The organism is Sphingomonas sp. AP28, from assembly GCF_056680455.1.
Genome location: NZ_CM155283.1, coordinates 3,772,038 through 3,797,870, shown reverse-complemented (window position 1 = coordinate 3,797,870; position 25,833 = coordinate 3,772,038). Strand labels below are relative to the sequence as shown.

29 protein-coding genes are annotated in these 25,833 nt (G+C 65.1%); 13 read left to right on the top strand and 16 right to left on the bottom strand.

Annotation, left to right across the window (positions count from 1 at the left end; translation table 11 throughout):
- Nucleotides 1-11: 11 nt before the first annotated feature.
- The gene (locus tag AC1MH0_RS17500) at nt 12-182 is read left to right on the top strand and encodes a (2Fe-2S)-binding protein (RefSeq protein ID WP_082441433.1); all 171 of its coding nucleotides are present in this window, start codon (nt 12-14) and stop codon (nt 180-182) included.
- Between the two features lie 103 nt (nt 183-285).
- The gene (bfr, locus tag AC1MH0_RS17495) at nt 286-801 is read left to right on the top strand and encodes a bacterioferritin (RefSeq protein ID WP_056486959.1); all 516 of its coding nucleotides are present in this window, start codon (nt 286-288) and stop codon (nt 799-801) included.
- Nucleotides 802-871: 70 nt separating this feature from the next.
- Here the strand turns inward: bfr and AC1MH0_RS17490 are convergent, their stop codons facing one another.
- From AC1MH0_RS17490 to secG, 10 genes are all read right to left on the bottom strand, one after another.
- Nucleotides 872-1,312 (bottom strand): Hpt domain-containing protein, encoded by a 441-nt coding sequence (locus AC1MH0_RS17490; RefSeq protein ID WP_136189710.1) that lies wholly within the window; start codon nt 1,310-1,312, stop codon nt 872-874.
- Nucleotides 1,313-1,396: 84 nt separating this feature from the next.
- On the bottom strand, nt 1,397-1,606 hold the full coding sequence (locus AC1MH0_RS17485) for a sulfurtransferase TusA family protein (protein ID WP_480963801.1): 210 nt from the start codon (nt 1,604-1,606) through the stop codon (nt 1,397-1,399).
- Nucleotides 1,607-1,620: 14 nt separating this feature from the next.
- A complete protein-coding gene (gene der / locus AC1MH0_RS17480) occupies nt 1,621-3,006 on the bottom strand; it encodes a ribosome biogenesis GTPase Der (protein WP_056062647.1) in 1,386 nt (461 codons plus the stop codon).
- Between the two features lie 194 nt (nt 3,007-3,200).
- A complete protein-coding gene (locus AC1MH0_RS17475; protein WP_480963800.1) occupies nt 3,201-4,523 on the bottom strand; it encodes an outer membrane protein assembly factor BamB family protein in 1,323 nt (440 codons plus the stop codon).
- Entirely contained in the window at nt 4,520-5,272 is a 753-nt protein-coding gene (locus AC1MH0_RS17470; RefSeq protein ID WP_480963799.1) for a tetratricopeptide repeat protein, read from the bottom strand. The genes AC1MH0_RS17475 and AC1MH0_RS17470 overlap by 4 nt, the downstream gene beginning before the upstream one ends.
- A gap of 72 nt (nt 5,273-5,344) precedes the next feature.
- Nucleotides 5,345-6,205: a 3-methyl-2-oxobutanoate hydroxymethyltransferase gene (gene panB / locus AC1MH0_RS17465; protein ID WP_480963798.1), complete on the bottom strand. Its 861-nt coding sequence runs from the start codon at nt 6,203-6,205 to the stop codon at nt 5,345-5,347.
- A gap of 48 nt (nt 6,206-6,253) precedes the next feature.
- Nucleotides 6,254-6,688, bottom strand: coding sequence for a hypothetical protein (locus tag AC1MH0_RS17460; protein WP_480963797.1), 435 nt, complete (start codon nt 6,686-6,688; stop codon nt 6,254-6,256).
- Between the two features lie 199 nt (nt 6,689-6,887).
- Nucleotides 6,888-9,338, bottom strand: a complete 2,451-nt coding sequence (locus tag AC1MH0_RS17455) for a TonB-dependent receptor (protein ID WP_480963796.1) — start codon at nt 9,336-9,338, stop codon at nt 6,888-6,890.
- Between the two features lie 286 nt (nt 9,339-9,624).
- On the bottom strand, nt 9,625-11,259 hold the full coding sequence (locus AC1MH0_RS17450; RefSeq protein WP_060526950.1) for a CTP synthase: 1,635 nt from the start codon (nt 11,257-11,259) through the stop codon (nt 9,625-9,627).
- Nucleotides 11,260-11,344: 85 nt separating this feature from the next.
- Nucleotides 11,345-11,740 carry a preprotein translocase subunit SecG gene (gene secG / locus AC1MH0_RS17445; RefSeq protein WP_056050855.1) on the bottom strand — a complete coding sequence of 132 codons (396 nt, stop codon included), beginning with the start codon at nt 11,738-11,740 and terminating at the stop codon, nt 11,345-11,347.
- Nucleotides 11,741-11,986: 246 nt separating this feature from the next.
- Here secG and AC1MH0_RS17440 point away from each other — a divergent pair, with 246 nt between their 5' ends.
- The 8 genes from AC1MH0_RS17440 (at nt 11,987) to eda (ending at nt 19,392) form a co-directional block, all read left to right on the top strand.
- Nucleotides 11,987-12,319 carry a MarR family transcriptional regulator gene (locus AC1MH0_RS17440; RefSeq protein WP_056050858.1) on the top strand — a complete coding sequence of 111 codons (333 nt, stop codon included), beginning with the start codon at nt 11,987-11,989 and terminating at the stop codon, nt 12,317-12,319.
- Nucleotides 12,294-12,665, top strand: a complete 372-nt coding sequence (locus tag AC1MH0_RS17435; RefSeq protein ID WP_480963795.1) for an SH3 domain-containing protein — start codon at nt 12,294-12,296, stop codon at nt 12,663-12,665. Before AC1MH0_RS17440 ends, AC1MH0_RS17435 begins: the two co-directional genes overlap by 26 nt.
- The gene (gene argC, locus AC1MH0_RS17430) at nt 12,662-13,585 is read left to right on the top strand and encodes an N-acetyl-gamma-glutamyl-phosphate reductase (RefSeq protein WP_480963794.1); all 924 of its coding nucleotides are present in this window, start codon (nt 12,662-12,664) and stop codon (nt 13,583-13,585) included. The genes AC1MH0_RS17435 and argC overlap by 4 nt, the downstream gene beginning before the upstream one ends.
- Nucleotides 13,586-13,630: 45 nt before the next feature.
- The gene (gene zwf / locus AC1MH0_RS17425; protein ID WP_480963793.1) at nt 13,631-15,094 is read left to right on the top strand and encodes a glucose-6-phosphate dehydrogenase; all 1,464 of its coding nucleotides are present in this window, start codon (nt 13,631-13,633) and stop codon (nt 15,092-15,094) included.
- 47 nt (nt 15,095-15,141) lie between these two features.
- Nucleotides 15,142-15,846, top strand: a complete 705-nt coding sequence (pgl, locus tag AC1MH0_RS17420) for a 6-phosphogluconolactonase (protein ID WP_480963792.1) — start codon at nt 15,142-15,144, stop codon at nt 15,844-15,846.
- A 2-nt stretch (nt 15,847-15,848) separates the two neighbouring features.
- On the top strand, nt 15,849-17,663 hold the full coding sequence (gene edd, locus AC1MH0_RS17415; RefSeq protein WP_480965783.1) for a phosphogluconate dehydratase: 1,815 nt from the start codon (nt 15,849-15,851) through the stop codon (nt 17,661-17,663).
- Between the two features lie 155 nt (nt 17,664-17,818).
- Complete coding sequence (glk, locus tag AC1MH0_RS17410; protein ID WP_187503210.1) at nt 17,819-18,787, top strand: glucokinase; 969 nt, start codon at nt 17,819-17,821, stop codon at nt 18,785-18,787.
- On the top strand, nt 18,784-19,392 hold the full coding sequence (gene eda, locus AC1MH0_RS17405) for a bifunctional 4-hydroxy-2-oxoglutarate aldolase/2-dehydro-3-deoxy-phosphogluconate aldolase (protein ID WP_480963791.1): 609 nt from the start codon (nt 18,784-18,786) through the stop codon (nt 19,390-19,392). Before glk ends, eda begins: the two co-directional genes overlap by 4 nt.
- A gap of 124 nt (nt 19,393-19,516) precedes the next feature.
- On the opposite strand, the gene mltG is transcribed toward eda, so the two are convergent.
- The 6 genes from mltG to fabD form a co-directional block, all read right to left on the bottom strand.
- Nucleotides 19,517-20,485, bottom strand: a complete 969-nt coding sequence (gene mltG, locus AC1MH0_RS17400; protein ID WP_480963790.1) for an endolytic transglycosylase MltG — start codon at nt 20,483-20,485, stop codon at nt 19,517-19,519.
- 71 nt (nt 20,486-20,556) lie between these two features.
- The gene (gene fabF / locus AC1MH0_RS17395; RefSeq protein ID WP_056050875.1) at nt 20,557-21,819 is read right to left on the bottom strand and encodes a beta-ketoacyl-ACP synthase II; all 1,263 of its coding nucleotides are present in this window, start codon (nt 21,817-21,819) and stop codon (nt 20,557-20,559) included.
- A gap of 121 nt (nt 21,820-21,940) precedes the next feature.
- Nucleotides 21,941-22,177: an acyl carrier protein gene (locus AC1MH0_RS17390; protein ID WP_031393971.1), complete on the bottom strand. Its 237-nt coding sequence runs from the start codon at nt 22,175-22,177 to the stop codon at nt 21,941-21,943.
- 77 nt (nt 22,178-22,254) lie between these two features.
- Nucleotides 22,255-22,992: a 3-oxoacyl-[acyl-carrier-protein] reductase gene (gene fabG, locus AC1MH0_RS17385; RefSeq protein WP_480963789.1), complete on the bottom strand. Its 738-nt coding sequence runs from the start codon at nt 22,990-22,992 to the stop codon at nt 22,255-22,257.
- A 14-nt stretch (nt 22,993-23,006) separates the two neighbouring features.
- Entirely contained in the window at nt 23,007-23,429 is a 423-nt protein-coding gene (locus AC1MH0_RS17380) for a GxxExxY protein (protein WP_480963788.1), read from the bottom strand.
- A gap of 47 nt (nt 23,430-23,476) precedes the next feature.
- A complete protein-coding gene (gene fabD / locus AC1MH0_RS17375; protein ID WP_480963787.1) occupies nt 23,477-24,436 on the bottom strand; it encodes an ACP S-malonyltransferase in 960 nt (319 codons plus the stop codon).
- 200 nt (nt 24,437-24,636) lie between these two features.
- Between fabD and AC1MH0_RS17370 the strand changes: the two genes are divergently transcribed.
- The 3 genes from AC1MH0_RS17370 (at nt 24,637) to rpsR (ending at nt 25,830) form a co-directional block, all read left to right on the top strand.
- A complete protein-coding gene (locus AC1MH0_RS17370) occupies nt 24,637-24,996 on the top strand; it encodes an RcnB family protein (protein ID WP_480963786.1) in 360 nt (119 codons plus the stop codon).
- A gap of 172 nt (nt 24,997-25,168) precedes the next feature.
- Nucleotides 25,169-25,603, top strand: coding sequence for a 30S ribosomal protein S6 (gene rpsF, locus AC1MH0_RS17365; RefSeq protein ID WP_056050884.1), 435 nt, complete (start codon nt 25,169-25,171; stop codon nt 25,601-25,603).
- 2 nt (nt 25,604-25,605) lie between these two features.
- Nucleotides 25,606-25,830, top strand: a complete 225-nt coding sequence (gene rpsR / locus AC1MH0_RS17360; protein WP_031393978.1) for a 30S ribosomal protein S18 — start codon at nt 25,606-25,608, stop codon at nt 25,828-25,830.
- Nucleotides 25,831-25,833 lie beyond the last annotated feature (3 nt).

The following is a 25,833-nucleotide window of genomic DNA, read 5'->3' as shown; positions in this document are numbered from 1 at the left end:
AGGGAGTTCCCATGGTCGTCTGCGTTTGCAATGCCATACGAGAATCCGACGTTCGCAACTGCGCACGCGGCGGTTGCACTACACCGTGCCAGGCCTTCCGTTCGATGGGCCGGAAACCCAAATGCGGCCAGTGCACGTCGATAGCGCGAGCGATTATCGACGAGGAACGCGCCGCTGCATAAGCGTCGCAACAGCTAAAAAAGCGCGGAAAACTGCCATTTTTTGGGGTTGTGCTAATCTGTGTCAGCCCGCTACATGTCTGTCAGAGGTGACGGAGATATGGCCATGCGCGGCGACCCCCAAGTAATCGAATTCCTGAACGAGGCGCTCAAGAACGAGCTGACCGCGGTCAACCAATATTGGCTCCATTACCGGATGCTCGAGCATTGGGGCGTCTACAAGCTCGCCCAGTACGAGCGGATGGAATCGATCGACGAGATGAAGCACGCCGACTGGCTGTCGGAGCGCATCCTGTTTCTCGATGGCCTGCCGAACTTCCAGCTGCTCGGCCGCCTCCGCATCGGCGAGACCGTCGAGGAGGTCCTGAAGTCGGATCTGGCGCTCGAAGTCGAGGCCACCGTCCAGCTCAAGGGTGCCATTTCGTACTGCGAAGAGGTCAAGGACTATATCAGCCGCGACCTGTTCGCCCGCATCCTCGCCAGCGAGGAAGAGCATGTCGACACGCTCGAGCGCCAGTTCGAGATGATCGCGCGGATGGGCATCCACAACTACATCCAGCTCAACTCGATCTCGGAACATGATTCGCCCAAGGCTGGCGCGGCTCCGTATCTGAAGGGCTGATCCACCCCCCTGTCATCTCGCTGAAAGGTGGGATGACAGGGCTGCATTGTCCGCCAATCTGGCGACGATTTTATTCCCCGCCGAACCCGGTCGGTACGGCACGACGCCCGAACCCACCGCCCGCAACGGGCTTGCGAACTGCAACCGGATTAGCCTCGCGCTCCAGCAGCGTCAGCGTCTCGACAAACAGCGGCCGCAACCGGACAATATGCTCAAGCGCCTCGTCGGGCGTATCCTGCATTTCCAGGCAATCGCGCGCAATCGCCTCGATCGCCTCCGCGAGATCGGCAAGCGGCTCCGCCCCAAACTGCCGCGCTTCACCCTTCAGCGTATGCGCGGGGATCACCATCGCCGCCGCATTGAGCGCGCGCATCGCCGCCTCGATCGCGGCAACCGACTTCACGCCGTCCTCACGAAAATATCCGAGGATGCGGCCAAATCCCGCGCCCAGTTCGTTGCGCGCCTGCACGAACGCGGGCCAATTGATCAGGGTGCTTCCCTCGAACGCCACTGTCGCCTTCTCCCGTTAAGCAAATAGCGCCATGAAGGTCAGAGCTGTATCATACATAACCTAGGTAAACACAGTGTTGTGATACTAACGAAAAGTTACGACAAAGATTGAAATAGATACATCCAAAACGATTTCTATTGTGGCATTGGCGGACGCCGCAACCGCCGCGAGTTCGGCCGGGGCTTGAGGGTCGTCCGCTATCACCTCGACGCGGGCGGCACCGTCCCGCAACGCGCGGGCGAGCCGCACCGCAGGCCAGGGGCAGCGCATGCTCCTGGCGTCGATACGGACCACGCCCGACACTACGCCTAGTGGCCGCCGCCGCCCTTGCCGTCGTCGTACGGATTCTTCGGCGCGCGGAACATCAACCGGACGGGAACCGCTCCGAAGCCCAGATCCTTGCGCATCGAATTGACGAGGTACCGCTCGTAGCTTGCTGGCAGCTGATCGACGCGGGTGCCGAAGATGACGAAGCTGGGCGGACGTGTCTTGACCTGCGTGACGTAGCGCATCTTGATGCGCTTGCCGCCGGGCGCTGGCGGCGGGGTCGCCTCGATCGCACGCTCGAACCAGCGGTTGAGTTCGCCGGTGCCGACGCGCTTCGACCATGCGTCGCGCGTGTCGAAGCACGCTTGCAGCAACTGGTCGATGCCCTTGCCGGTCGCGCCCGACACGGTCATCACGGTGACACCCTTGACCTGACTGAGGCCATCCTCGAGCGCCCGCTTGACGCCGTTGAACAGCGACGATGCACTCTCGGCGATATCCCATTTGTTGAGCGCGATGACGAGGGCGCGGCCTTCCTGCAGCACCTTGTCGGCGATGCGAAGATCCTGCGCCTCCAATCCCAACGTCGCGTCGAGCAGCAGCACGACGACTTCGGCGAAGTCGACCGCATGGAGCGCGTCCTCGACCGACATCTTCTCGAGCTTGTCCTGCACCTTGGCACGCTTGCGCATGCCTGCCGTGTCGATCAGGCGCACTTTCCGCGCCTCGCCACCGGTCGGATGCCAGTCGTAATCGACGCTGATCGAATCACGGGTGATGCCGGCTTCGGGGCCGGTGATCATGCGATCTTCACCGAGAATGCGGTTGACGAGCGTCGACTTGCCTGCGTTCGGGCGGCCGACGATCGCGAGCTTCAGCGGGCCCTCATATTCGTTGTCGGGCTGTTCCTCGGGCGGCTCTTCCTTGCCTTCGAGCAACGGAAGCAGGCCTTCGAACAGGTCGCCCATGCCTTCGCCGTGCTCGGCCGACAGCTGGACCGGATCGCCGAAGCCTAGTGCGAGCGACTCGAGAATACCGTCTTCACCTGCGCGACCTTCGGCCTTGTTGGCAACGAGAAGAACGGGAACGTCGGCGGTGCGCAGCCAGCGCGCGATCTCTTCGTCGAGCGGGACGATACCGGCGCGCGCGTCGAACAGGAACAGGGCGACGTCGGCCTGCTCGACGGCGGCTTCGGTCTGCTGGCGCATCCGGCCGGGCAGGGTCTGCGCGTCGTGATCTTCGTAGCCGGCGGTGTCGATGATGCGGAATTCGAGGCCGATAAGCGACGCATCACCCTCGCGGCGGTCACGCGTGACGCCGGGCCGGTCGTCGACCAGCGCGAGCTTCTTGCCGACGAGGCGGTTGAACAGAGTCGACTTGCCGACATTTGGGCGGCCGACGATTGCGACCACGGGGAGTTTGGACATGGCGTGCCCTTAGCGCGGGAACGCGCTGGCGTCACTAAGTCCCTCGCCCCTCTGGGGAGAGGTAGGGAGGAGCCTTAGGCGACGGAAGGGTGAGGGGTAGTTGGGACAGGTGATCCCAGCCCCACTCCCCTCACCCTTCCCACCGCAAGCACGGCGGGCCCCTGCCCTCTCCCTGGCGGGGAGAGGGAATTAGATCACCTATACGCGGTGACCTTGCCCTTCTGGTCGAGCGTGTAGAGCGTCGAGTTCACGACGATAGGCGGCAGCGAGAACGGCGTCTTGGTCTCGATCGTCGAACTCACCGTACCGTCCGTCGGCGCGACGAAATTGATCTCGCCGCGGGAGTTGGTGAGGACCAAGCGGTTGCCGGCGAGGATCGGACCGAACCAGGTGATAGCGTTGCTGCGCTTCTTTTCGTTCTGGAAGCGCGGCAGCTGGGCGATCCAGCGAGCCTTGCCGTTCGATCGCGACAAGCAGACCAGCTTGGCATCGTCGGTGACCACGAACAGCCATTCGCCCGCGATCCAAGGCGTCGAGATACCGGCGAAGTTCTGCTCCCACAGGCGCTGTCCGGTCGACAGTTCGAGCGCGACCATGCGGCCACCCTGCCCGACCGCATACACGCGGCCGCCGTCGATCACCGGCGCTGCGTCGATGTCCGACAGGCTCGACACCGACGTCGTGATCGAGGTGCGCGACAGCGCGTCCTGCCACAAGATTCGGCCATTCTCGTAGCGATAGGCGCTGAGCTCGCCGCTGGAGAAGCCGGCGACCACCGTGCCCTGGCTCACGGCGGGCGCCGCGACGCCGAACACACCCTGCGTCTCGAGCGTGCCCGACTGGACCCACTGGACCTTGCCGTCGGTCTGGTTCAGCGAAAAGACCTGGTTGTCCTGCGTCAGGACGTACACCGCGCCGTTGGCAACGGTCGGCGAACCGCGCAGCGGCGCCCCAGGCTTGGCGCGCCACAGGATCTTGCCGTCGGCCGCATTCAACGCGACGACGTCGCCGACACCGTCGGTGGCATAGAGCTTGCCGTCGTCATAGCTGACACCGCCACCGAAGCGCGCGGCCTTGTTGATCTTGCCCTCGGTGATCGGTGCGCTCCACAGCGCCGCGCCGGTATCTGCCGTGAATGCGTGGATGGTCGCGGTGACGTCGGTCACGAACAGTTTGCCATCCGCCACGACCGGCGCCGCGCCGAGACGCTCGCGGTTCGAACCGCCGTCGATGCCGGCCTGCCAGAGACGCTTGGGCTGGTCGCCGAGTGCGAGCTGACCCATCGACTTGGCCGGGTTGCCGCCGGGCTGGGCCCATGCATCGTTGATCGCGGGTGCGGGCAACAGGACCTGCACGTCGGCGATCGTCTTGTCGGTCTCGACCTCGTTCTCCGAAACCAGGATCGACACGCGGTCGCCCAGCGTCGGCGTCTTCTTCGCGCCACCCTTGAAGATGCCGCAACCGCTCAGTGCAACCAGCGCGGCGACGGCGACCGTCACCCGATATGTCTTCATCATTGCGCCTTGGTATCCTCGTTTGATGAAGCCGGAGTAATCACTCTGGCAGTCACGCCGGTATCGGCACCCGTACTGGCGACAGCATCAACGCCCAGTACGCCGGCCATCTGAACCGCACGTTGACGGATCGTCTCGGGCACGCCGGTATCGCGTGCGATTTGGCCGAATACCGTCCCCGCCTGCTGGCGCTGGTTCATGCGCAGATAGGCAATCGCGACCATTTCGCCCGCGCTGCCCAACCACGGCCCGCCCGGCACTGCGAGCGGACGCAGCCGCTCGACGACGACCTGCGGCTTCAGCGTATCGAACTCGGCCGATGTCTGGCGGACCAGTGCGAGATCGCGGAACGGCTTTGCCAGCGACGTATCCGCGGCAATGGTGCCAAGCTTGGCAGCAGCCCCCTTCAGGTCATCCTTCTGGAGGAGCACGTCGGCCTGCGTGAACAGCGCGAGCGCACGGTATCCGTCACGGTTCGACTTGGCGAGTTCGGCCAGCGGTTTCGCGGCTGCCGCGGCGTTGTTCGCGCCCAGCGAATCATAGGCGACCTGGAGCTGTTCGCCTTCAACGCCGGCGGCCTCGCCATTGTGATGCTGCCAGTAGAGGAAGCCGGCGAGTGCGGCGAGTGCGGCGACGACGCCGACCACGACCCATTTGCCCCAGTTCGTCCAGAACCCGGCGAGCTGGTCGCGTCGCAGTTCTTCATCGACCTCACGCAGGAATGCTTGATCGGTTTTCGGCGGGAGGGCCAAGGAATGCTCCGGGAATAGTGAGGGGGTGGGCGGCGCGGACCTTAGCCGCGCCGGAACCGAAACGGAAGCGGATCAATCCTTGGGCGCGTAGACCTGCTCGGCGCCCGGAAATGCGCGCGATCGGACGTCGTCCGCATAGGTCTGCGTCGCGGAGGAAATCGTGTCGGCGATGTCGGCGAACCGCTTCACGAACTTCGCGGTACGCTCGAACATCCCCAGCATGTCCTCGGTCACCAGCACCTGCCCGTCGCACTGCGCGGATGCACCGATGCCGATCGTCGGGCAGGCGATGGTGTTGGTGATCTCGATCGCGATCGGCTCGACCACGCCTTCGATCACCAGCGAGAACGCGCCGGCCTCAGCGATGCTCTGCGCGTCGGCAACGATCTTCGCGGCTTCCTCGGGTGTTCGACCGCGCGCGCCGTAGCCGCCGAGCACGTTGACCGCCTGCGGGGTGAGACCGACATGGCCCATCACCGGAATACCACGCTCGGTCAGGAACTTGACGGTCGGTGCCATCGCGGTGCCACCTTCGAGTTTCACTGCCGCTGCGCCGGTCTGCTTGAGCAGGAAAGCCGCGCTTTCGAACGCCTTTTCGGGTGAGGCTTCGTAGCTGCCGAACGGCATGTCGATCACGACCACCGCATGATAGCTGCCCCGCACCACCGCCGCGCCGTGCGCCGCCATCATGTCCAGCGTGACGGGGACGGTCGAAGGCAGTCCGTAGATCACCTGGCCTAGGCTATCGCCGACCAGCAACATGTCGCAGTGCGGATCGAGAAGTTGCGCCGTCCGCACCGTGTAGGCGGTGAGCATGACGAGCGGCGTCTTGCCCTTCTGGCGGCGGATCGCCGGGATCGTCAGGCGCTTGAGCGGCGCGGGCGTCGGGTTGGCGCGACTCGTCGCGGTGTCGAGGGTGTAGGTCGTGGACATGGCGGCGCTAATAGCGTGCGGCGTCGCGCTCGCCCAGTGTCGTGCGCGTCATACTGCCCAACCCTTCAGCCGGGCATGGCCGACGAGCCAGAGCGTGAAGGCAGCAATCGCAATGATGACGAAGGGCAACCCCAGCGTCTCGCTCGCGCCCTTGTGCGCGACGATGTCGGTCGAGGCGAACAGCCAGCCGAACTGCGCGACCGTGGCCACCAGCGACGCGATCAAGAACGGACGGGCACTGGCGCGTCGCATGATCAGCAGGACCGCACCGATCAGGCCGGTCAGGACCGCAACGGCAAACAGCGGGTCATACCAGTTGGGCAGCGCTGCATAGAGCGCGCGGTCATAGGCGCTGGACTGCCCCATCGCGTCGGCGCCGAGCCTAAGCTGTTGCAAGCACATGAAACAGCCGACGATCCCCCAGAGAACGAGCACGCCTGTCGTCATGCGAAACCACAAGGGCCCCTGTCGTACGAAGAACATGTCGCCGCCCCCGCCTGTTTCTTGGAAACAGACTGCGCGCAGTGGGCGCTACGCGCAAGAGCATGCGGGCATGCGGCAAGATGTCTCGGATTCGGAACCGGAGGGACATCGGGAGCTTCCGGCTGCGACGTCCCTCCGGGCCGTGTTCGAGACCTATCGCACCAAACCTGAACGCGTCGTGACGAAACACGGGTCGTGATCAGAACGATCGCGACACGGTCAAGCCATAGGTGCGCGGATCGCCGGGCTGCCCGACGACCAGACCGGTGCTGCCGGACTGTAGCGCGAGCACTTCGTAGTAGTTGTGATCGAACGCGTTACGCAGCCAGCCGAACACGTTCCAGCTGTCCTTCGCCTTGAATCCCAAGCGGAAGTTGCTGAGCGCATAGCCTTTGATGTCGGTGTAGAGCGAGCGCGACGGATTGGACGAGAAGGTCGAGCGGTAGCTGCCGTCATAGCCGAGATACACCTGGCCATCGAGCCCGCCGATCGTGGCCGGCAGATCGTATTCGGCGCCGTAGGAGAACGCCCACTTCGACACGCCGGGCAGGCGCTGACCGGAGATGTCGCAGTTGGCCGGGCTGACCGTCCCCGTCCCTGCCGGACCTGGCAGGCTGGTCGCCGTCGGGGCAGACCCTCCCGATAGCTCAGGCGGGCAAGGCGCATCGACGAACTTCACGTATTTCGCGTCGGTATACGCACCGTTGGCGTAGACGCTGAACCGGTCGGTGGGGCGGAAGGCCGAATCGAACTCCAGACCACGAGTCCGCACCTTACCGGCATTGGCGAGATAGCCGCGCAACACCCCAAGCTGCCCGTTGGTGACGGTCGCCTGGTAATCGCTGATCTCGGTCCAGAAGCCGGCGAGGTTGAGCGTCAATCGACGATCTAGGAACTGCGTCTTGAGGCCGAGCTCGTAATGGTTGACCTTCTCTGGCTTGACCGTGGCCGCCGAGAGGATCGGATTGTTGTTCAAGTCCAGCGGCAGGCCCGACAGGTTGATCCCGCCCGACTTATAGCTGCGCGCGTAGGTCGCATAGGCGTGGACGTCGTTTGTCACAGTGTAGGCCGCTGTGATGTCGCCCGACAGATTCCAGTTGTCGAAATCGGGCTGATAGCTTTGCGGCGCGAGCACCCCGCGCTGGTCGTTGAACCTTGCCGCACCGGTGACGAGTTCGCCGGCTCCCGTCGTCACGACCGAGACATAGTCGCCCTTCTTCTTGTCGTAGTTAAGCCGCAGGCCCGGCGTGATCTGGAACCGGTCGCTCACGTTCCAGGTCAGCTTGCCGAACAGCGCCGCGCTGGTGTTCTTGAAGCCGATCGTGTTGCGCGCGGTCAGGCCGTTCAGCGTGGCCGGATTCTTCCCGCCCGTGCTGGTCGGGTTGAGCAGAAACGCGCTGGCCGCGGGCCCCTGGACCTGAAGCCCTTGCGTATCGATCGTCTGGTAGAAATAGAACGCGCCGACCACGTAATCGAGCGTGTGCTTGCCGTTCGAGGCGATCCGCAGCTCCTGGCTGTACTGCGTCTGCTGCGACGGATTGGCGGACACGGTGGTGATCGGCAGGCCGATGAAATCGCGATCGTTCGACGGGTCCCAGTTCCAGAACCGCCACGCGCTGACCGACGTGATCGTCGCCGCGCCGAGATCCAGGTTGCCGAGCAGCGATACGCCGCCCAGTTCCTGCTTCGCGCGCAACGGCGTATCGACGTCGGTCACCCGGTCGAACGCGTTGGTCGACGGCACGACATAGCCTTGTGCGGCGGCAAGTGCGGCATATTGCCGGGTGAGCGGCCGCTGCGTCGCGCCGGTGCGTACGTAATATTGCACGCAGCAATCGGGGTTCTGCTGGCCGTAATCGCCCGACAAGGCGAAATCGAGCGTCTCGGTCGGCTTCCAGTAGAGCTGTCCCCGTACGCTCTTATTGTCCTGTGCATTCAGGTTCTTGCCGGTGACGACATTGTGGATCGTGCCGTCGCGCTCGGTCACCGATGCCGACAGCCGGATCGCGAGCTTGTCGGGAATCAGGGGGCCCGACACCGACGCCTTGGCCTGGATGAACTGGTAGTTGCCGGTGGTGAGTTCGATCCGCGCCTCGGGCGTGAAGCTGGGCTTGCGGGTCGTGATGTTGATCGCGCCGGCGGTGGTGTTCTTGCCGTAGAGCGTGCCCTGGGGTCCGCGAAGGACCTCGATCCGCTCGGTATCGGTGAAGTCGAACGTCGCCGAGGCGATGCGGCTGTAATAGACCTGGTCGACATAGATGCCGACGCCCTGTTCGATCCCGTCGTTGGTTAGGCCGAACGGCGCGCCGAGCCCGCGGATGTTGGCAGCGGAGTTACGCGGGTTGGTGGAGTAGAATTGCAGCGTAGGCTGTAGCTGGGTCAGGCGACTGACATTGTACGCGCCGGTCTCGGCCAACGCGGTGCCGCCGATGACGGACATCGCGATCGGGACGGTCTGGATCGTCTCGGCGCGACGACGCGCGGTGACGACGACATCTCCGCCGGCGCCCTGCTGCTGGTTGCCGAGGCGGCCGTTGGCTTGTCCGCTCGCCTGGTCGCCAGCGGGCGCCTGCGGGACGGTCGACTGGTCCGACGGCGTTGGAACGGTAGCGACCTGACCGGCCAGCAGCAGCGCGAGCGTAAGCGACATGTATTTTTCCCCTGAACCTTGGCGCGCAAAGTCTAGTAATTCGGGGGATGTTCAATGCGAGCTTGTCTTGGAGCGGAGAAAGCGCGGCTTCGTGGCGCTCGTGATTCAGACTTTCAGGCCGGAATGCGGAATTCAGGCCCAGGGTCTGATCCTCCCCCGCCAGGGGGAGGTGGCACCAAAGGTGACGGAGGGGGAGGACCACGAAACAGAGGTTTCGCTCACCGCCCCCTCCGTCTGGCAAAGGCCAGACACCGCCCCCTGGCGGGGGAGGATCAGATCCAGGGGTTCAGACCAGGCGGCTCTGCTTGACGGCAGCTTCGATGAAGCTGGCGAACAGGGGGTGCGGGTCGAACGGCTTGCTCTTCAGTTCGGGGTGGAACTGGACGCCGACGAACCAGGGGTGGTCGGGGCGTTCAACGATCTCGGGGAGCGTGCCGTCTGGGGACATGCCCGAGAAGACGAGACCGCCCTGCTCCAACGCTTCCTTGTAGCCGGTGTTGACCTCGTAGCGGTGACGATGACGCTCCGAGATCTCGGTGCCGCCGTAGATGGACGCTACCACGCTGTTGCCGTCGAGCTTCGCGTCGTACGCGCCGAGCCGCATCGTGCCGCCCATGTCGCCCTCGGCCGCGCGCGTTTCGAGGCCTTCGCGGCCCATCCACTCGGTGATCATGCCGACCACCGGCTCGTCGGTCGGGCCGAACTCGGTCGACGACGCATTGGGGATGCCGGCGAGATCGCGCGCGCCCTCGACGCAGGCCATCTGCATGCCGAAGCAGATGCCGAAATACGGGATCTTCCGCTCGCGAGCGAACTTCACGGACGCGATCTTGCCTTCCGCGCCGCGCTCGCCGAACGCGCCGGGGACGAGGATCGCGTCGCACGGCTCGAGCTGCCCGGCGATGTCGCTCTCCGCGTTCTCGAACAACTCGGCGTCGATCCAGCGGACATTGACCTTCACGCGATTCGCGATGCCGCCGTGGACCAAGGCCTCGTTCAGCGACTTGTACGCATCCTGGAGGCCGACATATTTGCCGACCACGCCGATCGTGACTTCGCCTTGCGGGTTGGTCAGGCGGTCCATGATCTCTGTCCAGCGCGACAGGTCGGGCGCCTCGGCGGGCTCGATCCCGAACGCGCGCAGCACTTCGATGTCGAGGCCTTCGCCGTGATACTGGAGCGGCACCGCGTAGATGCTCTTCGCGTCGAGCGCGGGGATGACCGCGCTAGCGGGGACGTTGCAGAACAAAGCGATCTTGGCGCGCTCCGACGGCGGCAGCGGGTGCTCGCAGCGGCAGACGAGCACGTCGGGCTGCACACCGAGCGCGGCGAGTTCGCGGACCGAATGCTGGGTCGGCTTGGTCTTCAGCTCGCCGGCGGCGGCGATGTACGGCACCAGGGTCACGTGGATGCTGATCGCGTTGCCGCGGCCTTCCTCGTTCTTGAGCTGGCGAATCGCCTCGATGAACGGGAGCGATTCGATATCGCCGACGGTGCCGCCGATCTCGCAGAGGATGAAATCGATGCCGTCCGTCTCTGCGCGCGCGAACGCCTTGATCGCGTCGGTGACGTGCGGGATGACTTGCACGGTCGCGCCGAGATAATCGCCGCGACGCTCGCGTGTGATGATCTGCTGATAGATGCGGCCCGAGGTCACGTTGTCCGACTGGCGCGAGGGAACGCCGGTGAAGCGCTCGTAATGGCCGAGGTCGAGATCGGTCTCGGCACCGTCGTCGGTGACGTAGACCTCGCCGTGCTGATACGGCGACATCGTGCCGGGATCGACGTTAAGATACGGATCGAACTTCCGAATCCTGACGGTATACCCGCGTGCCTGGAGGAGAGCGGCAAGCGATGCCGCCATGAGACCTTTACCGAGCGACGAAACCACGCCCCCGGTGATGAAAATGTACCGAGCCATGGGAAGAGTCTCGTAGCGTGTGTTGGGGACGAACGACAAGAGCCCCGCGGATCACGCAGGGGCCTTTTATCGGCGAATGGAGTGTTTAGTTGGCTAGCGGGACCGCGCCGTTGTCGGCAGGCTTGGTCGTGCCGGCCGGGACGCCAGCGTTTTCTGCGCCACCGGCGAACGGTGCCGCGTCACCCTTGGGCTGCGCGGTCGGGACGGCCGTTGCCGCCGCCGGGGTGCGCGCCAGCGACGTGTCGATCGTGGTGGTGCGGTGATTCGCCGCGAGGACTGCGAGCAGGATCGAGAACAGCACGAACATCGTTGCGAGGACGCCGGTCGCGCGGGTCAGGAAATCGGCCGCGCCGCGTGCCGACATCAGGCCCGACGGACTGCCGCCCATCCCCAGACCGCCGCCTTCCGACCGCTGCATGAGGATCACCGTGACGAGGGCGGCCGCGATGATCGCGTGGATGACGAGCAGGAAGGCGAACATTGCGCGGAAAACCCCGGAACTTTTGCGAAGGCGCGCACATAGGCGACGTCGCGGTTTCGATCAACCGGGCGATCGACCGTGGCGCTGCCTCCGCATATCGCAAGGCAATCGCAAAACTACGGAAACATGACGTCCGGGCGGCGTTGTGAACCCGTAATGACGCTCATGACTGGGTATCGTGCACATAAATTCAGATGGCGGATCAACGCTGTGGCATCAATGGCAGCCAATACCTTATCGACCTGGATGACCGCTCTGGTGGATTATGTCCGCTCGGGTGAACCCGATCTGACCAATCGTCAGATGGCGCTTCTTCTGCTCGTTTATCTCAAACCGGGGCCACATACGGTGCGTGGCCTTGCCCGTGCACTGAACGTATCGAAGCCGGTCGTCACGCGCGCCTTGAACAGATTGGGTGCCCTCGGCTATCTGCGCCGGCAACGCGACGATAGCGACAAGCGCAACATCTTCGTCGCGCGCACGACCGAAGGGGCAGATTTTCTTGAAGAGTTCGGGCAATTCATCGGCGACGGCCCCGCCCCTGCCGGCTCCAATGGGCGCGCAGCCGCTCACGCTTGAGCCGTTCGACGATCAGGCCCGTACGAGCTTTTCGCTGACGGGCCGCTCGGTCGACCTTGACCCGCGCACCCACGCGGTCCGCCGCGATATCGCCGACATTCGCCTCGCCGAATACGTATTCGCTCCACACTATGCCGTGCCGATGATACGGCCCGTCGCGCGCACAGCTTTGTTGCGCAGTGGGCGAGATGAAGCGAGCGATACGATGGTCGACCTCAACCCTGGCGACAGTTTCGAAGTACTGGAGATTGCCGGCGTTTCCGCATGGGGCGTCGCGCGCCCGAGCGGACTGGTCGGCTATGTTGCGGCAGACGCGCTCGATCTTTCGACGACGGGCGCGGCATGACGACGGTCTTCATCGATGGCGCAGTTGGCACCACGGGTCTCGAGATCCGCGAACGGCTCGCCGGGCGGACCGACATCACGCTGGCGTTGCTGCCGGAGGACCGGCGCAAGGATCCGGCGGCTCGGCGCGAGGCGCTGAACGATGCCGATTTCGTCATCCTTTGCCTGCCGGACGACGCATCGCGCGAAGCCGTCACGCTGATCGACAATGCGCGTACCCGCGTCATCGACGCATCCAGTGCACACCGCGTCGCTACCGGCTGGACCTACGGCTTCCCCGAACTGCCGGGTCAGGCCGAGAAGATCGCGACCGCGATGCGCGTGTCGAACCCCGGCTGCTACCCCACAGGTTTTCTCGCGCTCGTCGCGCCTCTGGTCGCGGCCGGTCTCATCCCCGCCGACCTCCCGCTGAGCGTCAACGCGACCTCTGGTTACTCGGGCGGTGGCAAGGCGATGATCGCGGCGTTCGAGAATGGCGAACCGGCGACAGCCTTCCGCGCCTACGCGCTAGGTCTCGCGCACAAGCATATCGCAGAGATGACGCAACATGCGGGCCTAACGCACGCGCCGATCTTCGCGCCTGCCGTGGCGAACACCTACCGCGGCATGGTCGTCGAAGTGCCGTTGCACCTCCACGCCCTGCCCGGCCGGCCCACGCTTGCGGCGATCGAAGACGTACTGCGCGCTGCGTTCAATGGCTCGAAGCTCGTCTCGGTTGCTCCCGGCGATATCGGCTCGGTCGATATCGAGGAGAACGCAGGGACCGATCGACTGACGCTGCGGGTCTGCGGCAACGATGCCGTCGGCCATGCGCGGCTGGTCGCGACGCTCGACAATCTGGGCAAGGGCGCCGGCGGTGCCGCGGTCCAGAACCTCAACATCATGGCCGGGGTCGATCCCGTAGCCGGCCTCGTTTTCTAGGACCGGCGTCTTCCGCCCGGTCCATCGCCAAATCCAGGAGCTTCCATGCACCGTAATCCCGTAGCCAAGCTGCTCCTGTTCGGCGCGACCGGCGATCTCGCGCAGCGCATGCTGCTGCCGTCGCTCTATGGCCTGCACGCCGACGGGCTGCTGCCCGAGGAGCTGACGATCACCGGCGCCGCGCGTCACGAGCATGACGACAAGGATTACCGCAAGTTCGCGAAGAAGGCGCTCGACGAGTTCCTGCCCGAGGATCGCAAGGACGAAAGCGCGATCGGGACGTTCCTTGACCGGATCTTCTACCAGCCGACCGACCTGTCCGATCCGGCGAGCTTCCAGCCGCTGGCGGACAAGATCGGCGATATCTCCGGCGGTCTCGCGATCTACCTGTCGACCGCGCCATCGCTGTTCGAGGCCGCAATCGAGGGACTGCACAAGGTCGGGCTTGCTGGCGAGACCGTCCGCGTCGGCCTCGAGAAGCCGCTCGGCTACGATCTGGAGACGAGCCGCGAGATCAACGACGCGGTGGCGAAGGCCTTCCCCGAGGACCGGACCTATCGGATCGATCATTATCTCGGCAAGGAAACCGTCCAGAACATCCTCGCGCTTCGCTTCGGCAACTCGTTCTTCGAACCTGTGTGGAACGCACAGGGGATCGACAACGTCCAGATCACAATCTCGGAGACGGTCGGGCTCGAAGAGCGCGCGGGCTATTACGAGACCGCGGGTGCGCTTCGCGACATGGTCGCGAACCACATGCTCCAGCTGCTCGCGCTGATCGCGATGGAGCCACCGGCGCGGTTCGAGGGCACCGACGTCCGCGACGAGAAGTCGAAGGTGTTCCGCTCGCTGCGGATGATCAAGCCTGAAGAAGTCCCGAACGTCACGGTCACCGGCCAGTATGGCGAAGGCGCGGTGAAGGGGAAGTTCGTCAAGAGCTACTCGGACGAACTCGGCCAGCCTTCGACGACCGAGACGTTCGTCGCGATCAAGGCGCATGTCGACAATTGGCGCTGGCAGGGCGTGCCATTCTACCTGCGCACCGGCAAGCGCATGGCCACGCGCCGCAGCGAGATCGCGATCCAGTTCAAGGCGGTGCCGCATTCGATGTTCGCCGGGCGTGGCGGGTTGCTGCAACCCAACATGCTGATCATCCGCCTTCAGCCGGAGGAATATATCCAGCTGCTGGTGATGGCGAAGGAGCCGGGTCTCGACCGCGAGGGCGTCCGCCTCCGTGAAGTCCCCCTGAACCTCAGCATGGATGCCGAGTTTGCCGGCTCACGTCGGCGGATCGCGTATGAGCGGCTGCTGCTCGACCTGATCGAGGGCGACCAGACGCTGTTCGTGCGGCGTGACGAGGTCGAGGCGCAATGGACCTGGATCGACGCGATCCGCGAGGGCTGGAAGGCCAACGCGATGAAGCCCAAGAGCTATGCCTCGGGTAGCTGGGGTCCGTCGGCGGCGATCGCGCTCACCGAACGCGACGGCGTGACCTGGCAGGACGACTGAGTTTTCGGGTGGGAACACCCTCCCAAAGGTTTTCAAGGAAAGATCGAATGACCGAAATCGAATGGTGGGAATATGACGACGCGGGCGAGCTCGCCAATGCGGTCGCTGGCGATATCCAGTTCGTCATCGAAAGCGCACTCGACGCGCGCGGCTCGGCGGTGATCGCGTTGGCGGGCGGCAAGACGCCGTTCGCCGCGTATGAGAAGCTCGCCCAGGCGAAGCTCGACTGGAAGAAGGTCACGATCATCCCCGGCGACGAGCGGATCGTGAAGCTTGGCGATCCGCTGTCGAACGTGACGGCGCTGGCGAAGATCTTCCTTCCCAAGGGCGCGCGCGTGAAGCCGATCGTTCCCGAGGCGATGTCGGACTACAAGGCGGCCGGGCGTTCGGCGGATGCACTGATGCAGGACCTGCACTGGCCGCTCGACTTCTGCCTGCTCGGCATGGGCGGCGACGGGCATACCGCGTCGATCTTCCCCGGCCGCGATTATGACGAGGCGCTGAGCGGTCCGAAGGAACGCCGTGCGCTCGGCGTGATGCCCGACCCGTTGCCGCCCGAGGCGCCGCTGGCGCGCGTCACGCTCTCGGCGGCGGCGATCGCATCGTCGAAGGCGCTGATGATCATGATCACCGGCGACGCGAAGAAGAAGGTGCTTGAGCAGGCGATCGAACAGGGGCCGTCGTCATCCTACCCGATCGGGCGCGTGCTCGCCGAGGTCGAGCTCCCGGTCGACGTGCACTGGGCGCCGTGACGATGCTCAACGCCGCCGTCTCCGCGGTGACCGACCGGATCATCGAGCGCTCGCGCGACAGCCGTGCCGCCTACCTCGCGCTGATAGAGCGCGAGGCGGCGGCGCAGGTCCGGCGTCCCGGCCTCGGCTGCGCGAACCTTGCGCACGCCTATGCTGGGACCGAGGAAGACCGCGACGCTATGAAGGCCGATGCCGGCATGAACATCGGCATCGTCACCGCGTACAACGACATGCTGTCCGCACACGCGGTCTACTATCGCTACCCGGAGCTGATGAAGGTCTGGGCACGCGAGGCCGGTGCGACCGCGCAGGTCGCGGGGGGCGTGCCCGCGATGTGCGACGGCGTGACGCAGGGCTATCCGGGGATGGAGCTATCGCTGTTCAGCCGCGACACGATTGCGCTGAGCACGGCGATTGCGCTTTCGCATGGCACGTTCGAGGGCGCGGCGCTGCTCGGCATCTGCGACAAGATCGTGCCGGGCCTGCTGATGGGCGCGCTGCGCTTCGGGCATCTGCCGATGGTGCTGATCCCCGGCGGGCCGATGCCGACCGGGCTTCCGAACAAAGCCAAGGCGGCGGTTCGCGAGAAATTCGCCGAGGGGCTGGTAGGGCGCGAGGAACTGCTCGAGGCCGAGATCGGTGCCTATCATTCGAAGGGCACATGCACCTTCTACGGCACGGCCAATACCAACCAGATGATGATGGAGGTCATGGGTCTCCACATGCCGGGCGCGGCGTTCGTCAATCCGGGCACGAAGCTGCGCCAGGAACTGACGCGGGCGGCGGTGCACCGGCTGGCGAAGATCGGCGCGCGCGGCGATTCGTACCGGCCGCTCGGGCATTGCGTCGACGAGAAGGCGATCGTGAACGCCGCGGTCGGCCTGCTCGCTACAGGGGGCTCGACCAACCATCTGCTGCATGTTCCGGCGATCGCTCGTGCGGCAGGGATCATCATCGACTGGGAGGATTTCGACCGTCTCTCCTGCGCAGTACCGCTGATCGCGCGCGTCTATCCCAACGGCTCGGCGGACGTGAACGCGTTCGAGGCTGCCGGGGGCATGCCCTACGTGATCCGCGAGCTGCTAGGCGAAGGCCTGCTGCACGGCGATATCATGACGATCGGTGGCGAGGACCTGTCGGCCTATGCGAAGACCGCGGTGGTCGAGGGCGATACGCTCGGCTGGCGCGACACGCCGGACAGCGGCGACGAGACGATCCTGCGTCCTGCGACCGCGCCGTTCTCGCCGGATGGCGGCATGCGGATTCTCGCGGGCAATATCGGCCGTGCGTGCATCAAGGTGTCGGCGGTCGAGCGCGAGCGCTGGATCGTCGAGGCGCCCGCGATGGTGTTCGACGACCAGCTCGACGTGATCGAGGCGTTCAAGCGCGGCGAGCTAGAGAAGGACGTCGTCGTCGTCGTCCGCTTCCAGGGGCCGCGCGCGAACGGGATGCCGGAATTGCACAAGCTCACGCCGCCGTTGGGCGTGTTGCAGAATCGCGGGTTCAAGGTCGCGCTGGTCACCGACGGCCGCATGTCGGGTGCGAGCGGGAAAGTGCCGTGCGCGATCCATTGCTCGCCCGAGGCGCTGCTCGACGGGGCGATCGGGTTGATTCGCGATGGCGACATGATCCGGGTCGATGCGGTCAATGGCACGCTGGAGGCACTGGTCGATGCCGACGTGTGGGCAACCCGCGAGATGGTCGCGGTTCCACCACCGGTCAGCGGCATGGGTCGCGAGCTGTTCGGGATGTTCCGCGGGCTTGCCGACGAGGCCGAGAAGGGCGCGTCGGCAATGCTGGCGGGGGCTGGGCTTTAAAACGTCGCACGCGCCGCCGTCGCCTCAGCCACACCCCCGTCATCCCGGCGAAAGCCGGGACCTCGCTCCACGGGGACGGACTATTCGGCTTGAGATCCCAGCTTTCGCTGGGATGACGGAGGTGGTGGCAATGATAAAATCGGACGGAGGATGACATGGAAATCGTAGCGGCAGATATCGGCGGAACGCACGCCCGCTTCGCGATCGCCGAGGTCGAGAACGGGCGCGTCGTGTCGCTCGGCGAGCCAGCGACGCTGAAGACCGCGGACCACGCTTCGCTCCAGACCGCGTATCAGGCGTTCGAGGCTGGCCTTGGCCGGCCCCTGCCTCGCGCGCTGGCGATCGCGGTCGCGTCGCCGGTCGCGAACGACGTCATCCGGCTCACCAACAACCCGTGGATCATCCGCAAGTCGCTGATCACCGAGCGGCTGAAGGCGGACCAGTGGGTGGTCGTCAACGATTTCGGCGCGGTCGGCCATGCCGTCGCGCAGGTGCCGAGCAGCGATTTCATCCATCTCTGCGGCCCCGATACGCCGCTGCCGTCCGAGGGCATCACGACGATCTGCGGCCCTGGCACCGGGCTCGGCGTCGCGCAGTTGTTGCGGCGCAAGAACGGCTACCAAGTCCTTGAGACCGAGGGTGGCCACATGGACTTCGCCCCGCTCGACGGGATCGAGGATGCTTTGCTTAAGCGGCTGCGCAAGACGTTCACGCGCGTTTCAGCCGAGCGCGTCGTTGCTGGCCCCGGCATTGTCGCGATCTACGAGACGCTTGCCGCGCTGGAGGGCCGCGCGGTCCCCAGCCATGACGACAAGACGATCTGGACCGAGGCGATCGACGGCACCGATTCGATCGCGCTCGCCGCGCTCGACCGGTTCTGCCTCGCGCTCGGCGCGGTTGCGGGCGATCTCGCGCTCGCACAGGGCGCCAAGGCGGTCGTGATCGCAGGCGGGCTCGGCTTCCGGATCAAGGATCGCCTGATCCGCTCGGGCTTCGACCAGCGCTTCGTCGCCAAGGGCCGCTTCCAGGGCATGATGGCGGCGATGCCCGTCAAGCTCATCACTCATCCCCAGCCCGGCCTGTTTGGCGCCGCGGCCGCCTTCGCACAGGAACATACGCAATGACCGCAACTATCGCAGACATCATGCAGACCAGCGCCGTCATCCCGGTGCTGGTGATCGAGGACGCGGCACTCGCCCGCCCGCTCGCCGAAGCACTGGTGGCGGGCGGCCTGCGCGTGCTCGAGGTGACGCTGCGCACCGGCGCCGCGCTGGAGGCGATCGCCGAGATGAAAAAGGTGCCGGGCGCGATCGTCGGCGCAGGCACCGTCGTCAACACGCAGCAGTTCGCGCAGGTCCATGATGCGGGCGCGGAGTTCATCGTCTCGCCAGGGCTGACCGAACGACTCGCCACGCCGATCATCGGGAGCGGCATTCCGTTCCTGCCGGGGATCGCCAATGCGGCGGATATCATGACCGGGCTCGACCTGGGGCTGACGCACTTCAAGTTCTTTCCGGCCGAAGCGAATGGCGGGTTGAAGGCGCTCAAGGCTCTGGCCGCGCCGTTCTATCAGTGCAGCTTCTGCCCGACCGGCGGGATCACCGAAGCGAGCGCGCCGGAGTGGCTGGCGTTCAAGCCGGTGCTCTGTGTGGGTGGTAGCTGGGTGACCGGCGGGACGATGGCCGAGATCGAGATCAAGGCACGCGCAGCTAACGCGTTGCGAAAGTAATTGTCTTCACCCCTCCCTGGAAGGGAGGGGCCGGGGGTGGGTCGGCCGCTGGGCGGTCGTGCCGGCAATTGCAAGACAACCCACCCACTACCCCTCCCTTTCAGGGAGGGGGGCCGGACGGTGGCTACATCTCGCCGCGGGCTTTGCGTATGGCGTACCATTTCTTCACGTTGGCGTTGTGTTCGGCCAGCGTGTTCGCGAACACGTGGCCGCCGGTGCCGTCGGCTACGAAATACAGCGCGTTCGTTTGCGCAGGATCGAGCACCGCGTCGATCGAGGCGCGGCCGGGGTTGGCGATCGGGCCGACCGGCAGGCCGGCTTCGGCATAGGTGTTGTAGCCGTTCTTCGCGTGCAGTTCCGACCGCAGGATACGGCGGCCTAGCGGACGGCCTTTGGTGATTGGGTAGATCACCGTGGGGTCGGCCTGGAGCGGCATGCCGTTGTGCAGGCGATTGCCGTAGACCGCGGCGACGGTGCGGCGTTCGGAGGGCTTGCCGGTTTCCTTCTCGACGATCGAGGCGAGGATGATCGCCTGTTCGGGCGTCGTCACCGCGATGCCGGGCTTGCGCGCGGCCCAGGCGGTGGCGAGGTAGATCTTCATCGCCGCCTGCATCCGCGTGACGACCGATGCGCGGGTGTCGCCGGCCTGGAAGGCGTAGCTGTCGGGGAGAATTGAGCCTTCAGCCGGAACGGGCACGGTGCCGGTGAGGCCATCCGCCTTCATCAGCCCGTCGTGGACGAGCACCGAGGGATAGCCTTCGGGGACGACGACGAGGCGCTGGACGACCTTGCCCCCCTGCATCAGCTTGAGAATGTCGGACTGGCTGGTGTGTGGCGCGATGCGGTATTCGCCGGCCTTGATCGGATCGCCCGAGCCGAACACGCGGGCGTAGAGGCGGAAGCGGCGGGCCGACGGGATCGCGCCGGCCTTTTCGAGTTCGGTGGCAGCGCCGGCCAATGTGCTGCCTTCGCCGATCTGCACGGTCAGCGTGCGCGGTGCTGGGCCAGCGCCGCCCCAGCCTTGGACGACCAGGAACAGCGCGACGACTGCCACCAGGCCGACGATGAATCCGAAACAGCCGACCTTGCGCATTGGTACTCCTTGGATCCCCGCGAAGGCGGGGACCCAGTCTGGGCCCCCGCCTTCGCGGGGGAACAAGGTTTTTAGCGGACCTTCGTCATCACCAGCGACGCATTCGTGCCACCGAAGCCGAACGAGTTGTTCAGCACCGCGCGGACTTCACGCTTCTTGGCCACATGCGGCACGAGGTCGACCCCCACACAGCTGTCGCTAGGATTGTCGAGGTTCAGCGTCGGCGGGACGATCTGGTCGCGCAGCGCGAGGATGCAGAAGATGCTCTCGACCGCGCCGGCGCCGCCGAGCAAATGCCCGATTGCCGACTTGGTCGACGACATCGACAGACCCGAGATCGCATCGCCGAACAGGCGGCGAACCGCACCGAGTTCGAGTTCGTCACCGAGCGGCGTCGAGGTGCCGTGCGCGTTGATGTAGTCGATGTCCTCTAGCTTGAGGCCCGACTTCTTGATCGCCATCTGCATCGATCGGAACGCACCGTCACCTTCCGGATGCGGCGCGGTCACGTGGTATGCGTCGCCCGACAGGCCGTAGCCGATCACCTCGGCATACATCTTCGCGCCGCGTGCCTTGGCGTGCTCGTATTCCTCGAGCACCAACACGCCAGCGCCCTCGCCCATCACGAAGCCGTCGCGGTCCTTGTCGTAGGGACGCGAGGCCTTTTCGGGCGAATCGTTGAAGTTGGTCGACAGCGCGCGGGCCTGTGCGAACCCGGCGATGCCGAGCGGGCAGACGGTGCCCTCCGCGCCGCCGGCGAGCATCACGTCGGCATCGTCCATAGCGATCATCCGCGCGGCGTCGCCGATCGCGTGCGCGCCGGTCGAGCAGGCGGTGACGACTGCGTGATTCGGGCCGCGCAAGCCGTATTTGATCGAGACCTGACCCGAGATCAGGTTGATCAGGCGACCATGCACGAAGTGCGGCGACACGCGACGCGGGCCCTTGGTGTGGAGGACGATCGATTCGCTCTCGATACCCGGCAGGCCGCCGATGCCCGAGCCGATCGAGACGCCGGCACGCCAGCTCTCTTCGAGCGTCATTTCGGTCAGCCCGGCGTCTTCCAGAGCCTGGCCCGCGGCGTCGATGCCGTAGATGATGAACGGATCGACCTGGCGCTGGACCTTGTGGTCGACGCGCTTGCCGGGATCGAAGCCGTATTCGTGGTCGGCCGGCTTCACCTCGCAGGCGATGCGGCACACCTGATCCGACGCGTCGAAGCGCGTGATCGGGCCCGCGCCCGACTTGCCGGCGAGGATATTCGCCCAGGCCGTTTCAACATCCGCCCCCAGGGGGGTGACCAGGCCTAGCCCGGTTACGACGACACGCCGCATGGCTTCAAACTCCGTCTGCTCTCAAAACGAAACGGCTCCCCGCCCTCTTTGCCCAAGGACGGGGAGCCGCTCAAATCACACCCTTCAGGGCAGGTCCAAAGGTTTGAACCCTAGACCCTGATCAGGCCTTGTGCTCGTCGATGTAGGTGATGGCGTCCTTGACGGTCGCGATCTTCTCGGCGGCATCATCGGGGATCTCGACACCGAACTCTTCCTCGAACGCCATGACGAGTTCGACGATGTCGAGGCTGTCTGCGCCCAGGTCGTCGATGAAGCTCGCGTCCTCGGTCACCTTGTCGGCTTCGACGCCGAGATGCTCGACGACGATCTTCTTCACGCGGTCAGCTGTCTCGCTCATGGTAGTTCCCTCTTCAAATCTGGGGGTTTTCGGTATTTCCTGAACGCACCTAGAACGCGGTAGTTCAGCGCGCAAGTTCAGATCATCGCCATCCCGCCGTTCACGTGCACGGTTTGTCCCGTGACGTAGCCGGCTTCACGGCTGGCGAGGTACACGATCGCCGCGCCGATGTCTGCGCCTTCGCCGAGGCGACCGGCCGGAATCTTGGCGGTGAGCGCGGTCTTCTGCGCCTCGGGCAGCGCGTCGGTCATCGGCGAGGTGATGAAACCGGGGGCGACGCAGTTGACGGTGATGCCGCGGCTGGCGAGTTCCTGCGCCATCGATTTCGACATGCCGATTAGGCCGGCCTTCGATGCGGCGTAGTTGGCTTGGCCTGGATTGCCCGTGACGCCGACGATCGACGTGACCGAGATCATCCGGCCGAACCTTGCCTTCATCATCGGCTTGGCGGCGGCGCGCATGAGGCGGAACGCGGCCTCGAGATTGACGCGGATGACGCTGTCCCACTCGTCGTCCTTCATCCGCATCGCGAGATTGTCGCGGGTGACGCCGGCGTTGTTGACGAGGATGTCGAGCTTGCCGAGCTTCTCCACCGCCTGGGGGACGAGCGCGTCGACGGCAGCGGCGTCGGAGAGGTTGCAGGGGAGCGCGACGTGGTCACCGCCGAGGCTGGCGCGGAAGGCTTCGAGCTTGTCGGCGTTGGAGCCGGATACGGCTAGGCGCGCGCCTTGGGCGGCTAGGGCCTTGGCGATCTCGGATCCGATCCCGCCGGATGCCCCGGTGACGAGGGCGGTCATGCCTGTGAGGTCGAACATTGTGGTCTCCAGATTCAAGAAATTTGTTCGCGCAGAGGCGCAGAGGCGCTGAGAGGATAGTGATTGTTGACGAGCCGGCGCACGCCTTCCTTGAGCGTTTCGCCTCCGAAGTTAATGAGCAAGCCGACCGACTGCTTGGTCAATCTGAGATAGGTTAGCAGTTGCTTGGCATGCACCGGGCTCAGCTGATCGATCGATTTGATCTCGAGGATCAGTCGCTCGTCCACCAACAGATCGATACGGAAGGCGGCGGCAAAACACATTCCTTCGAATTCGATGTCTACCGGACGCTGTCGTTCCACGCGATATCCCATCGCAGCGAGCTTGCCCGCCAAGACGGTTTCATAAACGCTTTCGAGCAGTCCCGGGCCCAAGTCGCGGTGGATGCGGATCGCGACATCAATGACGTCGCCAGTGATCCGATCGATATCCACCATCGCAATCTCCTCTGCGCCTCCGCGCCTCTGCGCGAACCACTCTTACTCTACAAACTCCGAACCAGCGCCTCGATGTCGTCCATGGTGATGACGCTCGTCGTTTCGACGTCGGGGGTGATGCGCTTGACCATGGGGCTGAGCACCTTGCCCCCGAATTCGACGAAGTGGCCAACGCCCGCCGCATGCATCGCCAACACTGATTCGCGCCAGCGAACCATGCCGGTGACCTGCTGCACCAATAGGTGACGGATCGCACCGGGGTCGGCAACGGCAGTTGCGTCCACGTTGGCGAAGATGGGGACCAGCGGCGCGCGGAGGTCGGCGTCCAGGAGGGCGGCTTCCATGGCTTCGGCGGCGGGCTGCATCAGGGGGCAGTGGAAGGGGGCGGAGACGGGCAACAATACCGCACGCTTGGCGCCGAGGTCCTTGGCCAGCGCGATCGCCTTTTCGATGGCGAGGCGGTGGCCGGAGATGACGACCTGCGAGGGGTCGTTGTCGTTGGCGACGGTGCAGATCAGTTCGGGGCCGCCTTCCGCGAGGATCGCGTCGACTGCGGCGCCGGCGATGACCTGCGCCTTTTCGAGGTCGGTGCCGAGCAGCGCGGCCATCGCGCCCTCGCCTACCGGAACGGCGGCCTGCATCGCGCGGCCGCGGAGTTTCAGGAGGCGCGCGGTGGTCGACAGGTCTAGCGCACCGGCGGCGCACAAGGCGGTATATTCGCCCAGGCTGTGGCCGGCGACGTAATCGGCCTTGTCGGCGAGGCGGATGCCGCCTTCCTTCTCGGCGACGCGCAGGGTGGCGATCGCGTTCGCCATGATTGCGGGCTGCGCGTTCTCGGTGAGGAGCAGGTCGTCGGCGGGACCTTCGCTCATCAGGCGGAACAGGTGCTGGCCGAGCGCCTCGTCGACTTCGGCGAAGACCTCGCGGGCGGTGGCACTGGCGTCGGCGAGCGCCTTGCCCATGCCGACAGACTGGCTCCCCTGGCCGGGGAAGATGAACGCGCGCATGATCTCTCCTGTGTGTTCGGTCTTCGTTTGAGCGCGGGGCCTATAAAGGTGCGGGCTGAGTTGCAACCTGAACGAACCCTGCGGCCTTGCGACAATATGCGACCATTTCGCCGACCTTGCGACAAGCGCCTGCGACAATCGGCTCCCAGATTATGGAGGACGCCGCAGCAACGGCGCCGTGTTTCAAACGGGAGATTATCATGAAAAAGTTCATCCTCAGCGCGCTTGCCGCCACGCTCGTCGCCAGCCCGCTGCTCGCCGCAGCCCCGGCCGAAGCGCAGCAGCGTCGCGAAGTCACCACCGTGCGCCACAACGATAACAACGGCCGCACCGTCGTCACCAAGCGCACCGTCGTCCGCACGCCGCAGTATCGCAACTGGCGCGCCGGCCAGCGTTTCGATCGTCGCCAGGCGCAGAACTACCGGGTGATCACGACGTACCGCAACTATCGTCTCGCACCCCCGCCCCGCGCGCATCAGTGGGTTCGCTCGGGTCGTGACGCGATCTTGATCGACGGTCGCGGCAACGTGGTCCAGGTTCGTGGCGGCGCGTTCCGGTAAACCTGAACACCTTGCCTTTCCCCGATAAACGGGTAAGGCCCTCTGCAACCGGGGTGAGAGATTCGCGTCTCTCGCCCCTGTTTGCATTCTAGACGCCGTTTTCTAAGACGACAGCCGGAGGGGTGCACGCATGGGGCGTGTATCAGCGATCGGCCAAGACGAAGGACAAGACATGGCTCTTTACGAGCACGTGTTCCTTGCGCGCCAGGATCTGGCACAAGCGCAGGTGGACGCACTGGCGGAAATCGCCACCAAGATCGTGAACGACAACGAAGGTCGGGTCGTAAAGACCGAGAACTGGGGCCTGCGTTCGCTGGCGTACAAGATCGCCAAGAACCGCAAGGCGCACTATGTCATGCTCGAGATCGATGCCCCGGGCAGCGTGATCGCAGAGCTGGAGCGCCAGACCCAGATCAACGAAGACATCATCCGTTACATGACGGTCAAGGTCGATACCCTCGAAGAGGGCCCGACCGTGATGATGCGCAAGCAGGATCGTGACCGCGAGCGTCGTGGCGACCGTGAAGGTGGCCGTGAGGGCCGTCCCGATCGTGGCGATCGTCCGGACCGTGGTCCCCGTCGTGACCGCGAAGAGGGAGCTGAATAATCATGGCACGTCCATTCTTCCGCCGCCGCAAGAGCTGCCCGTTCTCCGCCAAAGACGCTCCCCGGATCGACTATAAGGACGTCCGGTTGCTGCAGGGCTTCGTGTCCGAGCGTGGCAAGATCGTCCCGTCGCGTATCACTTCGGTGGCCGCAAAGAAGCAGCGCGAACTGGCCCAGGCCATCAAGCGTGCGCGTCATCTGGGCTTGCTGCCCTACATCGTTAAGTAAGGA